At 65.0% G+C, this 13,849-nt stretch carries 14 protein-coding genes; 3 read left to right on the forward strand and 11 right to left on the reverse strand.

Annotated elements, in window-relative coordinates; translation table 11 throughout:
* The first annotated feature begins 73 nt into the window (after positions 1 to 73).
* Positions 74 to 526, forward strand: a complete 453-nt coding sequence (locus RMO95_RS13660) for a SixA phosphatase family protein (RefSeq protein ID WP_310451184.1) — start codon at positions 74 to 76, stop codon at positions 524 to 526.
* 4 nt (positions 527 to 530) lie between these two features.
* On the opposite strand, the gene glmM is transcribed toward RMO95_RS13660, so the two are convergent.
* From glmM to RMO95_RS13680, 4 genes are all read right to left on the reverse strand, one after another.
* Positions 531 to 1,883 (reverse strand): phosphoglucosamine mutase, encoded by a 1,353-nt coding sequence (gene glmM / locus RMO95_RS13665; RefSeq protein ID WP_310451185.1) that lies wholly within the window; start codon positions 1,881 to 1,883, stop codon positions 531 to 533.
* Positions 1,884 to 2,714, reverse strand: coding sequence for a dihydropteroate synthase (folP, locus tag RMO95_RS13670; RefSeq protein WP_310451186.1), 831 nt, complete (start codon positions 2,712 to 2,714; stop codon positions 1,884 to 1,886). It lies immediately after the preceding gene.
* A 61-nt stretch (positions 2,715 to 2,775) separates the two neighbouring features.
* Positions 2,776 to 4,656: an ATP-dependent zinc metalloprotease FtsH gene (gene ftsH / locus RMO95_RS13675; RefSeq protein ID WP_310451187.1), complete on the reverse strand. Its 1,881-nt coding sequence runs from the start codon at positions 4,654 to 4,656 to the stop codon at positions 2,776 to 2,778.
* A gap of 89 nt (positions 4,657 to 4,745) precedes the next feature.
* Entirely contained in the window at positions 4,746 to 5,390 is a 645-nt protein-coding gene (locus tag RMO95_RS13680) for an RlmE family RNA methyltransferase (protein ID WP_310451188.1), read from the reverse strand.
* Positions 5,391 to 5,404: 14 nt separating this feature from the next.
* On the opposite strand from RMO95_RS13680, the gene RMO95_RS13685 reads away from it, so the two are divergent.
* Positions 5,405 to 5,800, forward strand: a complete 396-nt coding sequence (locus RMO95_RS13685; RefSeq protein ID WP_310451189.1) for a YhbY family RNA-binding protein — start codon at positions 5,405 to 5,407, stop codon at positions 5,798 to 5,800.
* On the opposite strand, the gene RMO95_RS13690 is transcribed toward RMO95_RS13685, so the two are convergent.
* From RMO95_RS13690 to RMO95_RS13720, 7 genes are all read right to left on the reverse strand, one after another.
* Positions 5,797 to 6,261, reverse strand: coding sequence for a DUF4149 domain-containing protein (locus tag RMO95_RS13690; RefSeq protein ID WP_310451190.1), 465 nt, complete (start codon positions 6,259 to 6,261; stop codon positions 5,797 to 5,799). The genes RMO95_RS13685 and RMO95_RS13690 overlap by 4 nt on opposite strands.
* A 6-nt stretch (positions 6,262 to 6,267) precedes the next feature.
* Positions 6,268 to 6,747: a transcription elongation factor GreA gene (greA, locus tag RMO95_RS13695; protein ID WP_310451191.1), complete on the reverse strand. Its 480-nt coding sequence runs from the start codon at positions 6,745 to 6,747 to the stop codon at positions 6,268 to 6,270.
* Entirely contained in the window at positions 6,744 to 9,989 is a 3,246-nt protein-coding gene (gene carB / locus RMO95_RS13700) for a carbamoyl-phosphate synthase large subunit (protein WP_310451192.1), read from the reverse strand. The genes greA and carB overlap by 4 nt, the downstream gene beginning before the upstream one ends.
* A 20-nt stretch (positions 9,990 to 10,009) precedes the next feature.
* The gene (gene leuE, locus RMO95_RS13705) at positions 10,010 to 10,657 is read right to left on the reverse strand and encodes a leucine efflux protein LeuE (RefSeq protein ID WP_310451193.1); all 648 of its coding nucleotides are present in this window, start codon (positions 10,655 to 10,657) and stop codon (positions 10,010 to 10,012) included.
* A 3-nt stretch (positions 10,658 to 10,660) separates the two neighbouring features.
* Entirely contained in the window at positions 10,661 to 11,803 is a 1,143-nt protein-coding gene (gene carA / locus RMO95_RS13710; RefSeq protein ID WP_310451194.1) for a glutamine-hydrolyzing carbamoyl-phosphate synthase small subunit, read from the reverse strand.
* Positions 11,804 to 11,953: 150 nt separating this feature from the next.
* Positions 11,954 to 12,760: a 4-hydroxy-tetrahydrodipicolinate reductase gene (dapB, locus tag RMO95_RS13715; RefSeq protein WP_310451195.1), complete on the reverse strand. Its 807-nt coding sequence runs from the start codon at positions 12,758 to 12,760 to the stop codon at positions 11,954 to 11,956.
* A 3-nt stretch (positions 12,761 to 12,763) separates the two neighbouring features.
* Positions 12,764 to 13,186, reverse strand: coding sequence for an outer membrane protein assembly factor BamE (locus tag RMO95_RS13720; protein WP_310451196.1), 423 nt, complete (start codon positions 13,184 to 13,186; stop codon positions 12,764 to 12,766).
* Between the two features lie 216 nt (positions 13,187 to 13,402).
* On the opposite strand from RMO95_RS13720, the gene fur reads away from it, so the two are divergent.
* Entirely contained in the window at positions 13,403 to 13,849 is a 447-nt protein-coding gene (gene fur, locus RMO95_RS13725) for a ferric iron uptake transcriptional regulator (RefSeq protein ID WP_310451197.1), read from the forward strand.

Consider the following 13,849-nt stretch of genomic DNA (forward strand, 5'->3'; position numbering starts at 1 on the left):
ATCCTGTCCGCGCCGTCATGCTCCCGTCACGCACCGGGCCTGGCCTCCCGGACCCGCTTGTGCGGGAGACAATTTGGACCTGATACTGTGGCGTCATGGCGAGGCGAAGGATGCCGCGGCGCCGCTCGCCGACACCGACCGCGAACTCAGCTCACGGGGACTCGAACATGCCGGCCTGGCGGCAGAATGGCTGCGACGGCAGCGCCTGCCCAAGGTCATGGTGTTGTCGAGCCCGACCAAACGCACCTTGCAGACCGCCCGGACGCTGGGCCTGCCGGTCAAGGTCAAGACACAACTCGGTGTCGGCGCCAGCACGGCCGATCTGCTGGGCGCCGCGGACTGGCCGGATCACCCGGGGGCGATCATCCTGGTCAGCCACCAGCCGGCGCTGGGCCGTCTGGCGGCATTGCTGCTGGCCGGCAGCGAGGCCGAATGGACCATCAAGAAGGCGGGGATCTGGTGGTTCAGCAACCGCGTGCGCCGCGATGAAACCCAGACCGTACTGCGCGCGGTGTACAGCCCCTGATCGCTTACTCGCCGAAGACCTGCCGTACGACGCCGGCGATCGCCTCGGCCTGGCCTGACACGACGGCATCTTCGCGCCCTTCCACCATGACCCGCAGCAGCGGCTCGGTGCCCGACGGACGCAGCAGCACCCGCCCGCTGCCATCGAGCGTGGCCTCCGCCGCCTTCACCGCGGAATGGATGCCGGCGTTGGCGGCCCAGTCAAAACCGGCCGGCATGCGCACGTTGATCAGCTTCTGCGGATACAAGCGCAGATCGGCGCAGGCCGCGGCCAGAGTCTCGCCGCCCGCGCGCAGCGCGGCCAGCACCTGCAGCGCCGCGATGATGCCGTCGCCCGTGGTGTGGCGATCGAGGCAGATGATGTGGCCCGAGTTCTCGCCGCCCAGCAGCCAGCCCTTTTCCTGCATCAGTTCCAGCACGTAGCGGTCGCCCACCTTGGCGCGGCCGAGGGCAATGCCGAGCCGGCTCAGCGCATGTTCGAAGCCGAGGTTGCTCATCTGCGTGCCGGCCACACCGGGGACCGGCAGGCTGCGCGCACGATGGCGGGCTATCACGTAGAGCAGTTGGTCGCCGTCGTAGAGGGCGCCCGCGGCATCGACCATGACCAGCCGGTCGCCGTCGCCGTCGAGCGCGATGCCGCAGTCGGCGCGATGCTCGAGCACGGCAGCGCGCAAGGCCGCGGGGGCCGTGGCGCCGACATTCAGGTTGATGTTCAAGCCGTTCGGCGTGTCGCCAACGCCAACTATCTCGGCGCCGAGTTCATGGAACACGCTGGGTGCGACGTGATAGGCCGCGCCATGGGCGCTGTCGACCACGATCTTGAGGCCGCGCAGGTCGAGGTCGTTGGGAAAGGTGCTCTTGCAGAATTCGATATAGCGCCCGCCGGCGTCATCGACGCGGCGCGCCTTGCCGAGTTTGGCCGATTCCATGCAGACCATCGGCTGTTCGAGCCGCGCTTCGATGTCGCGCTCGACCGCATCCGGCAGCTTGGTGCCCTGCGCCGAAAAGAACTTGATGCCGTTGTCGTCATAGGGATTGTGCGAGGCGGAAATCACCACGCCCGCCTGCAGCCGCAGCGCGCGCGTGAGATAAGCCACGGCCGGGGTCGGCATCGGCCCGCACAGCATCACGTCCACACCCGCCGCCGAAAATCCGGCTTCCAGGGCGGCTTCCAGCATGTAGCCTGAAATCCGCGTGTCCTTGCCGATCAGCACCGCGGGCCGCTCGGCGCCCAGTCCGTCGCGCGCCACCAGCGCCGCGCCGGCGGCGAAGCCCAGGCGCATGATCAGGTCCGGCGTGATCGGCGCCTGGCCGACGCGGCCGCGAACACCGTCAGTGCCGAAATACTTGCGTCCCATTCAATAATCCTCCACAGCTTGCAATACGGCCAGCGCATCGCGCGTCGCGGCGACGTCATGCACGCGCACGATGCGGGCGCCGCTCAGCACCGCCAGCACATGCGCCGCGATTCCGGCATAGACCCGTTGCGGCGCGGCGCGCCCGGTCAGCAGGCCCAGCATCGACTTGCGCGACATGCCGACCAGCAACGGCAGCCCGGGTACCAGCAGTTCATCCAGGTGGCGCAACAGCGCGATATTGTGCGCCAAGGTCTTGCCGAAACCGAAGCCCGGATCGACCGCGATCCGGTTCAGGGAAATGCCCGCCGCTTCGGCGGCGGCCACTCGCTCGCCAAGAAAGCTGGCGACCTCGCCGACGATGTCGCTGTAGTGCGGATCGTCCTGCATGGTGCCTGGGGACCCCTGCATGTGCATCAGGCAGACGGCGGCGCTGCCGGCGGCGACGATCTGCAGCGCCCCCGGTGCCCGCAGCGCATTGATGTCGTTGATCATGTCGGCGCCGGCCGCCAGCGCAGCGCGCATCACCTCGGGTTTGAAGGTATCGACCGACAGCGCGACACCGCAGCCGTGCAAGCCTTCGATCACCGGCAGCAGGCGGTCGACCTCCTGCTGTGCCGCGACCGGAGGCGCCCCCGGTCGCGTCGATTCGGCGCCGAGATCGAGAATCTGGGCGCCCTCTTCGATCAGGCGCAAACCCAGCGCAATGGCCGCCTCGGTATCACCGTGCAGTCCGTCGCCGGAAAAGGAATCGTCGGTCAGATTGACGATGCCCATGATCAGCGGGCGCTCCGCATTGAGCACGAAACGGCCGCAGTGAAAGTTCTGTGTCATGAAAAAACGCGGGCCGCCGAATCGGTTCTGCTTCGGCGGCCCATCCAGGCTGTGGTGGCGGTCAGGCCGGTGCCGGCGCGGTCGGCTCGGGACCGGGCGCGCTGTCGCCGCGCGGCGCCGGCGGCGCGCTGGAAGGCTTGGGCGGACGCGGCGGCAGGCCGGCCATGATGTCGTTGATCTGGTCGGCGTCGATGGTCTCCAGCTCCAGCAGCGCCGCGGTCATCGCCTCGACCTTGTCGCGGTTGTTTTCCAGCAGCTTGCGCGCACGCGCGTACTGCTCGTCGAGGATGCGGCGGATTTCGTTGTCGACCTTCTGCATGGTCGATTCGGAAACGTTCTTGTGCGTGGTGACGGAACGGCCGAGGAAGATCTCGCCTTCCTCTTCGCCATACACCATCGGCCCCATGCTGTCGGACATGCCCCACTGCGTCACCATGCGCCGCGCCAGATCGGTGGCGCGCTGGAAGTCGTTGGAAGCGCCGGTGGTCATCTGCTGCATGAAGAGTTCCTCGGCAATACGCCCGCCGAACAGCACGGTGATGGTGCTGAGCAGGCGCTCGCGGTCCTGGCTGTAGCGCTCCTGATCGGGCAACTGCATGGTCAGGCCCAGGGCGCGGCCGCGCGGAATGATGGTGACCTTGTGCACCGGGTCGGTCTTGGGCAGCAGCTTGGCCACCACGGCGTGGCCGGACTCGTGGTAGGCGGTGTTGCGGCGCTCTTCCTCGGGCATGACCATGGAGCGGCGCTCGGCGCCCATCATGATCTTGTCCTTGGCGCGCTCGAAGTCTTCCATGTCCACCAGGCGCTTGTTGCTGCGCGCGGCGAACAGCGCGGCTTCATTGACCAGGTTGGCCAGGTCGGCACCGGAGAAACCCGGGCAGCCGCGGGCCAGGATCGAGGCATCGATGTCCGGCGCCACCGGTACCTTGCGCATATGCACCTTGAGAATCTGCTCGCGGCCGCGGATGTCGGGCAGCGGTACCACCACCTGGCGGTCGAAGCGGCCGGGGCGCAGCAGGGCCGGGTCGAGCACGTCGGGACGGTTGGTCGCGGCGACCACGATGACGCCGGCGGAACCCTCGAAGCCGTCCATCTCGACCAGCATCTGGTTCAGGGTCTGCTCGCGCTCGTCATTGCCGCCACCGAGGCCGGCGCCGCGCTGGCGGCCGACGGCATCGAGCTCGTCGATGAAAATGATGCAGGGCGCGGCTTTCTTGGCCTGGTCGAACATGTCGCGCACGCGCGCGGCGCCGACGCCGACGAACATCTCGACGAAGTCGGAACCGGAAATCGAGAAGAAGGGCACCTTGGCCTCGCCGGCGATCGCCTTGGCGAGCAAGGTCTTGCCGGTACCGGGCGAGCCGACCAGCAGCACGCCGCGCGGAATGCGGCCGCCGAGCTTCTGGAACTTGGTCGGGTCGCGCAGGAAGTCGACCATTTCATAGACTTCCTCCTTGGCTTCGTCGCAGCCGGCCACGTCGGCAAAGGTGATCGTGTTCGACGATTCATCCATCATGCGCGCGCGGCTCTTGCCGAAGGAGAAGGCCCCGCCCTTGCCGCCGCCCTGCATCTGGCGCATGAAGAAGACCCAGACGCCGATCAGCAGCAGCATCGGGAACCAGGAGACGAAAATGCTGGTCAGGAAAGACTGTTCCTCTTCGGGCTTGGCGACGACCTTGACGTTGTTCTTGAGCAGATCGGAGACCATCCACAGGTCCGGCGGCGCGTAGGTGGTGATGCGCTTGCCATCGTTGGTGGTGGCTTCGAGCGTGCGCCCCTGGATCACCACCTTGGCGATACGACCCTGTTTCACCTCTTCGAGGAACTGGGAGTATTCCAGCGAGCCGAGCACAGCCTGACGCGTGTTGAACTGATTGAACACCGTCATCAGGACTATGCCGATCACCAGCCAGATCGCCATGTTTTTGAACATATTATTCAAGGAGTAGCCTCTCTTTCCCTCAAGCGGGAGTACATATCAGGTCATTCTAGTGCCGATCGCCCTACCCTGCAAACCGCATAGACCGCGCGTCAGGCCTTCTTGTTCCGCGCCAGCAGGTATATCTCGGCGCTGCGGTTGCGTGAAGCGGCCGGCTTTCTCATTTGCAAAGTCTGAAACTGTTGTTGCAGGGCATGGCGCAATTCCATGAAGCCATCGCCCTGAAACACCTTGGTCAGCATGTCGCCACCGGGTTTCAGGTGCAGCACACAGAATTCGAGCGTCAATTCGGCCAAAACCATCACGCGCGCCTGATCGACCATGCCGATACCCGACATATTGGGGGCCATGTCCGACAATACAAGGTCGACCTGGCGGCCATCGAGGGCATCGGTCAGCGCCTGCAACACCGCGTCCTCGTGGAAATCGCCCTGGATGAACTCGACGCCATGCACCGGCTCCATCGGCAGCAGGTCCAGCGCAATCAGCCGCCCGCCGGGGGCGATGCGCTTCGCGGCCACCTGCGACCAACTGCCGGGCGCCGAGCCGAGGTCGACCACGGTCATGCCGGGTTTGAGCAGCTTGTCCTTGTCGTCGATCTCGGTCAGCTTGAACGCGGCGCGGGATCGCCAGCCCTCGACCCGGGCCCGCTGCACATAGGCGTCATTGACGTGCTCGGTGATCCACGCCTTGGTGGTCTTGTTCTTCTTGACCTTGCTCTCGATCTTGCCGCTCACGTTACAATTCGCCCATGACTGAAAATTCCACCCAACTGAGCCCCGCCCAGCGCCGCAGCCTGAGAGCCTCGGCGCATCATCTGAATCCTGTCGTTTCGATCAGCCAGAAAGGCTTGACGCCTTCCGTGCTGGCCGAGATCGACCGCTGTCTCAAGGCTCACGAACTGATCAAGCTGCGACTTTACGGCATCGAGCGCGAAAATCGCGAGGCCTTGTTCACTGAAATCTGCACCGCGCTCGGTTGCGCCGAGGTGCAGCACATCGGCAATCTGCTGGTGCTCTGGCGCGAGAACCCCAAGGATCTCGCCGCAGAGTTGGCGCTGACGCCACGGCGCAAGACGGCGCCCGCGACCAAGAAACAAGCGGCCGCACGCAGCGAAGCGCGCAACCGCAAGCCGCGCCAAGGCTAACGTCCCCGACCCCGTTCCTGCAGTATCGCCAGCGCGATCCCGAGCAGGGATTGCGCCAGGTAAAGCGCGCTCGACACGCCATGCCAGGTGGTGAAGCGCTCGCGCAAGGCGCTTTCCATGACCCGGCGCGGCAGCGCATCGGCCTTGAGCTGCTCCAGTATCGGCTGCACGCCGAAATGCCCGGCCGCAGTCAGCGCCAGCATCAGCAGCACGATCCAGAACACGCCCGACTGCACCGATCGCCAGCCCTTGGCAAACATCACGAACAGGATCAGGTAGCTGCCGCAGGCCAGGCCGACCCAGGCCGTGACGGTAAACATCGCGCCGGCCAGGTTGCCGGCCATGGCGCGATCCGCCAACTGGGCGAACAGCACCGGGGCGGCGATGAAACCGATCGCCAGCAGGCCGCCGACCCAGACGGCAACCGCGATGCTGTAGAGCGCAGAGGCCAGTTGCCTCATGTCGGATCAAAGATACTTGACGTCGAGAATCTCGTACTCGCGCCGGCCGCCCGGCGTCTGCACCTCGGCCACGTCGCCGGCGAACTTGCCGATCAGCGCGCGCGCCACCGGCGAGTTCAGCGACAGCATGCCGGCCTTGATATCGGCTTCGTCATCGCCGACGATCTGATAAGTCACCTTGCCGCCGCTGTCCATGTCTTCCAGTTCGACCGTGGAACCGAAGACGACGCGGCCATCGGCATCGAGCGAAGCCGGATCGATGATCTGCGCATTGCCCAGCTTGCCCTCGACTTCCTTGATGCGGCCTTCGATGAAACCCTGGCGCTCCTTGGCGGCGTCATATTCGGCGTTCTCCGAGAGGTCGCCATGCGAGCGCGCCTCGGCGATCGCCGCGATGACCGCAGGACGATCGACGGTCTTCAGGCGCTGCAGTTCCTTGCGCAGCAGTTCGGCGCCGCGCAGGGTAATCGGGAATTTTGCGCTCATACGTTCAACTCGGCGTGCAGGGATTGCAGCGAATAGGTTTCGAGACCGTCGTGGCGCATGCCGGCGCAGGCGGCACGGCCGCCCTCGACGGTAGTAAACAACGTCACCTTGGCGCCCAGGGCGGAAGTGCGGATCGAACGCGAATCGGCAATCGCCGTGCGCTTTTCCTCGACGGTGTTCACGATCAGCACGATTTCGCCGTTCTTGATCATATCGACGATGTGCGGCCGCCCTTCGGTGACCTTGTTCACGATGCCGACCGGGATGCCGGCCGCCTCGATCGCGCCTCCCGTACCGCGCGTCGCAACCAGCGCGAAGCCAAGTTCGTGCAGCTCGCGCGCGACATCGACGGCCTTCGGCCGGTCGGCCGGCTTGACGCTGATGAACACCTTGCCGGACCTCGGCAGACGCGTGCCGGCGGCAAGCTGCGACTTGACGAAGGCCTCGCCGAAAGTGCGGCCGACACCCATCACCTCGCCGGTGGATTTCATCTCGGGGCCGAGGATGGTATCGACGCCGGGGAACTTGATGAACGGGAATACCGCTTCCTTCACCGAAAAATAGGGCGGGATGACTTCGCGCGTCACGCCCTGGTCGGCCAGGCTGCGACCGGCCATGCAGCGCGCGGCGATCTTGGCCAACGGCAGGCTGGTGGCCTTGGAGACGAAGGGCACCGTGCGCGAGGCGCGCGGATTGACTTCGAGCACGTACACCACGGCCTCGTCGCCGCGTCCCTGAATCGCGAACTGCACGTTCATCAGGCCGACGACATTGAGGCCCTTGGCCATCATCTCGGTCTGGCGGCGCAACTCGTCCTGGATTTCGAGAGACAGGGAAAACGGCGGCAGCGAACAGGCGGAATCGCCCGAATGCACGCCCGCCTGCTCGATGTGCTCCATGATGCCGCCGATCAGCACCTGCGTGCCGTCGCACAGGGCATCGACATCGACCTCGGTGGCGTCGTTGAGGAAGCGGTCGAGCAGCACCGGCGAATCGAAGGAGACCTTGATCGCGTCGCGCATGTAGCGTTCGAGATCCTTCTGCTCATGGACGATTTCCATGGCGCGGCCGCCCAGCACATAGGAGGGGCGCACCACCAGCGGATAGCCGATCTCGGCCGCGAGGCGAATCGCGTCCGGCTCGGTGCGCGCGGTGCGATTCGGCGGCTGCTTCAAGCCCAGGTCGTGCAGCAGCAGCTGGAAGCGCTCGCGGTCCTCGGCGGCGTCGATCATGTCGGGGCTGGTGCCGATGATCGGCACGCCGTTGGCTTCGAGTTCGCGCGCCCGCTTCAGCGGCGTCTGGCCGCCGAACTGCACGATGACCCCGGTGGGCTGCTCGACATGGACGATTTCGAGGATGTCCTCCAGCGTCACCGGCTCGAAGTAGAGGCGATCCGAGGTGTCGTAGTCGGTGGACACGGTTTCCGGATTGCAGTTGACCATGATGGTCTCATAGCCGTCCTCGCGCATCGCCAGTGCCGCATGCACGCAGCAATAGTCGAATTCGATGCCCTGGCCGATGCGGTTGGGGCCGCCGCCGAGCACCATGATCTTCTTCCGGTCGCTCGGCCGCGCCTCGCACTCTTCCTCGTAGGTCGAATACATGTAGGCCGTCGCCGTCGAGAACTCGCCAGCGCAGGTATCGACGCGCTTGTATACCGGACGGATGCCGAGCGCATGGCGCCGTTCGCGCACCGCCGTTTCGCCGCTGGCGCCGGCCGCCGGATCGTGGCTGGCGTTGACCAGGGTGCCGATGCGACGATCCGAGAAGCCCTTGCGCTTGAGACCGCGCAGGGTGAGGGCGTCGAGATCGTCCAGGTTCTGCGAACACATCCAGCCTTCGGTGGTGACGATGTCCTCGATCTGCACCAGGAACCAGGGATCGATTTTGGTCAGGTCGAACACCTGCTGCAGTGTGTAGCCTTCGCGGAAAGCCTGCGCCACGTACCAGATGCGCTGCGGGCCGGGGCTGGCCAGTTCGCGGTTGATTTCCTCGCGGTCTGCCGCGATTTCGTCGAAGCCGTAGACGCTGACTTCCAGGCCGCGCAGGGCTTTCTGCATCGACTCCTGGAAGCTGCGGCCGATCGCCATGACCTCGCCGACCGACTTCATCTGCGTCGTCAGGCGGTCATTGGCCTGCGGGAACTTCTCGAAGGCGAAGCGCGGCACCTTGGTCACCACGTAGTCGATCGAAGGCTCGAAGGAGGCCGGCGTGGCGCCGCCGGTGATGTCGTTCTTCAGTTCGTCGAGCGTGAAGCCTACCGCCAGCTTGGCCGCGACCTTGGCGATCGGGAAACCGGTGGCCTTCGAAGCCAGCGCCGAGGAGCGCGACACGCGCGGATTCATCTCGATCACCACCATCGCGCCGTTCTTCGGGTTGATGGCGAACTGCACGTTGGAGCCGCCGGTATCGACGCCGATCTCGCGCAGCACGGCGATGCTGGCGTTGCGCATGATCTGGTATTCGCGGTCGGAGAGCGTCTGCGCCGGGGCGACGGTGATCGAGTCGCCGGTATGCACGCCCATCGGGTCGAGATTTTCGATCGAACAGATGATGATGCAGTTGTCCTTGTGGTCGCGCACCACCTCCATCTCGTACTCTTTCCAGCCCAGCAGCGACTCCTCGATCAGCAGTTCCTTGGTCGGCGAGGCTTCCAGGCCGCGTTTGCAGATCTCGACGAATTCCTCCTGGTTGTAGGCAATGCCGCCGCCGGAGCCGCCCATGGTGAAGGACGGCCGGATGATTGCCGGAAAGCCGATGGCGCCCTGCACCTGCTGCGCCTCTTCCATGCTATGGGCAATACCCGAGCGTGCCGAGCCGAGCCCGATGCGGGTCATCGCCTGCTTGAATTTCTCGCGGTCCTCGGCCATGTCGATCGCCTCGCGCGAGGCGCCGATCATTTCGACGCCGTACTTCTCCAGCACGCCATGCTTGGCCAGGTCGAGCGCACAGTTCAATGCAGTCTGCCCACCCATGGTCGGCAGCACGGCGTCGGGCCGCTCCTTGGCGATGATGTTTTCCAGCACGCGCCAGGTGATCGGCTCGATATAGGTCACGTCGGCCGTACCCGGGTCGGTCATGATCGTCGCCGGATTGGAGTTGACCAGGATCACCCGGTAGCCCTCTTCGCGCAGCGCCTTGCAAGCCTGGGCGCCGGAATAATCGAACTCGCAGGCCTGGCCGATAACGATCGGGCCGGCGCCGATGATCAGAATGCTGTGTATGTCGCTACGCTTGGGCATGATTGCTTAATTTTGGTCCGTCATTTCAGGGTCGAATCGGCAAGCCTCGCGCCGAATCCGATGAACATTGCGCCGACCCCGCCGGTGGCGCCGGCGGCCAGCCGGCGTCGGCTGCGGAACTGCCGCGCCAGATGGGCACCGCCCAGAATCAGGGCCGACAGGTACAGGCCGCTGATGATCTGGCAGATCACGCCGAGAATCAGGAAGGACAGTGCCGGCCAAGCATAGCCCGGATCGACGAACTGGATGAAGAAGGAGACGAAGAACATGATCGCCTTGGGGTTCATCAGGCTGATCACCAGCGCGGCATGGAAAGGCCTTGTCGCATCGACCCTGGGCTGCGTCTCGGCGGCCTGCCCGCGTTGCTGCCACATCGTCCACGCGGCACGCAGCAGGCCGAGGCCCAGCCATGCCAGATAGGCCGCACCGATGTATTTCAGCACCATGAACAGGGCGGGACTGGCCTGCAGCACGGAGGCCACGCCGGTCGCCGACAGCACCATCAGGATCGCGTCGCCGGCGAAGATGCCGCAGGCGCCGCGATAGCCGGCCCGAATGCCGCGCTGGGAAGCCACCGCCAGCACATACAGGGAATTGGGGCCGGGCAGGAGCACGATGAATATCGTGCCCAGCACATAGGTCGTGAGATCGGTGATGCCGTAGACCATGGACTATTTCGCGGCCATCGAGCGGATGAAGCGGTCGAACAGATAGGCCACGTCGTGCGGTCCCGGACTGGCTTCGGGGTGCCCCTGGAAGCAGAAGGCCGGCCGATCGGTCCAGGCCATGCCCTGCAGGCTGCCGTCGAACAGCGAGACGTGGGTCACCTTCACGTTCTGCGGCAGGCTGGCGGGGTCGACCGCGAAGCCGTGGTTCTGGCTGGTGATCAATACCTGCCCGGATTCGAGATCCTTGACCGGATGATTGGCGCCGTGGTGTCCGAATTTCATTTTCAGGGTCTTGCCGCCGGCCGCCAGTCCCATCAGTTGATGGCCGAGGCAGATGCCGAAGACCGGCAGGCGCTTTTCGAGAAATTCACGGATCGCCGCCACCGCGTAATCGCAAGGCTCCGGATCGCCGGGGCCGTTGGACAGAAAAATGCCGTCGGGATTGAGCGCCAGCACCTCCGCCGCCGGCGTCCTGGCCGGCACCACGGTGAGTTCGCAGCCACGCGAGGCCAGCATGCGCAGGATATTGCGCTTGACGCCGAAATCGTAGGCGACGACCTTGTAAGGGAAGTTCCCGGGTTGCGCAAAGCCGCTGCCGAGCGCCCACTCGCCTTCGCGCCACGGATACGGCTGCTGGGCGCTGACCACTTGCGCCAGGTCCATGCCGGCCAGGCCGGGGAAGGCGCGCGCCTGGGCCACCGCCGCATCGGCATCGAGATGCTCGCCGTCTGCGTGGGCAGCGACGAGGCAGCCGGCCTGGGCGCCGTTTTCGCGCAGGATGCGGGTCAGTTTGCGGGTGTCGATGTCGGCCAGGCCGAGCACGTTCTCGGCGCGCAGCCAGGCATCGAGGGTCTGTTCGCTGCGGAAATTCGAGGCCAGCAAGGGCAGGTCTCGGATCACCAGGCCGGCGGCATGAACGGACGCCGCTTCGCAGTCCTGGCGATTGACGCCGTAGCTGCCGATGTGCGGATAGGTGAGGGTGACGATCTGGCGGGCGTAGGACGGATCCGTGAGGATTTCCTGGTAGCCGGTCAATGCGGTGTTGAAAACCACTTCACCGACGCTGCTACCGCTGGCGCCTATGCCTTTGCCTCTAAACACCGTTCCGTCGGCCAGGGCAAGAAGGGCGGGCGGAAAGTGAGGCACGATGGGGCTCCCGGAACAAGACAATGCGGCAATCGGAGCCGGACACCGCTCGATTCACATAGCGTCCGGCAAACCTGTGGATTATAGCTTGTCGCGTTGCCCATCGCAAATGCGCGCGATGCGACGCAGCCGGTTACCGCAGCTCCCGACTTACTTCAAACCCAGCACATCCTGCATGTCGAACAGGCCGCGCTCGCGCCCGTGCATGAAGCGACCCGCCCGCAGGGCGCCCTGCGCATAAGGCATGCGGCTGGCGGACTTGTGGGTGATCTCGATGCGCTCGCCGGTGCCGGCAAACAGGACCGTATGGTCGCCGACGATATCGCCGCCGCGGATGGTCGAGAAGCCGATCTGCGTCGCCGGCCGCTCGCCGGTATGCCCTTCGCGGCCATACACGGCGCAATCGGACAAATCGCGACCGAGCGCCGCCGCCACCACTTCGCCCATGCGCAACGCGGTGCCCGAAGGCGCATCGACCTTGTGGCGGTGATGAGCCTCGATCACTTCGACGTCGTAACCTTCATCGAGAATCCGCGCCGCAACGTCGAGCAGACGGAATACGGCATTGACGCCCACCGCCATGTTCGGCGCGAACACCACGGGAATTTCCTGCGCCGCCTCTTCGATGGCGCGCTTGCCCTGCGCCGAAAAGCCGGTGGTGCCGATGACCAGACTGACCTTGTGGCGACGGCAGGCCTCCAGATGCTGCAAGGTGCCCTCCGGCCGCGTGAAGTCGATCAGGCAGTCGGCGACCGCCAGCGCGGCATCGAGGTCGGCCGTGATCTTGACGCCGCAGGGCGCGCCAACCAGTTCGCCGGCGTCCTTGCCGATGAATGGACTGCTGCCGTGCTCCAGCGCGGCGGCCAGGCTGGCGCCCGGATCCTGCTGCACGGCCTCGATCAGGGTGCGGCCCATGCGCCCGGAACTGCCGGCGATGGCGTATCGAATCTTTTCCATGCCCTATTTCTTCTCTTGAGCGTCAGCCGCGGCGCTGGCCGGTGCCGGAATTTCGACGACCTGGGTCGTCGGGCGCGGCGCCTGGCCCGTGCTCGCTTCCTCGGCGACCACGTCGCCCGCCACGCGCGTCAGTTTGTTGTCCTGGAAAAACACGGTCATCGTCCGCTGCTGCACCTCGCCGCGCCCCGGACGGAAGCGATACACGTAGTCCCAGCGATCGGCATGGAACATGTCGGCGACCAGGGGCGAACCGAGAATGAAACGCACCTGGTCACGGGTCAGCCCGGGCTTCAGCTGCGCCACCATTTCCTGCGTCACGAAGTTGCCCTGGCGCACATCGATACGATAGGGCGTGAGATAGTTGGTGATCTGCGGGGTATTGGAACAGGCTGCCAGGAAAGGCAGTAGCAACAGGCATCGCTTCATCGGGGAATTCCGGGAAAACCACAGGTCGTTGATGGCCGCCCTATTCTGGCACGCCGCGTCATTTCCCGATTGTTGAAGTCTATTTCAGTAGGAATCGTACCTCGCACGATTCCTACTGAAATAGACTTCTATCCCAATCGGGGCGCGAAAACTATATCATAGCTGCCCGCCCCCACTGCACCTACCCGAGCGGCCCCGACGCCACGCTAAGGCTTTATGACCCATCCCGACGATCTCAAGAGCATCGGTCTCAAGGCAACGTATCCGCGCCTGAAGATACTCGACCTGTTCCACAAACTGCAGGACGAGGGTTCGCCGCGCCACGTCACCGCAGAAGACGTCTATCGACACCTGCTGGCCGACGGCCTGGACATCGGACTGGCCACGGTGTATCGGGTGCTTACCCAGTTCGAGCAGGCCGGATTGCTGCAAAGGCACCATTTCGAATCCGGCAAGGCGATTTTCGAACTCAATGAAGGGCAACACCACGACCACCTGGTCTGCCTGCAATGCGGACGCGTCGAAGAATTCTTCGACGCCGAGATCGAAAAACGCCAGCACCAGATTGCCGAAGAGCGCGGCTTCACGGTGCGCGAACACGCGCTATACCTTTACGTCGAGTGCAACAAACCGGATTGTCCGCACCGCAAGCATTCCACGTAA

This window comes from Sulfuritalea sp. (assembly GCF_031426875.1).
Classification (GTDB): Bacteria; Pseudomonadota; Gammaproteobacteria; order Burkholderiales; family Rhodocyclaceae; genus Sulfuritalea.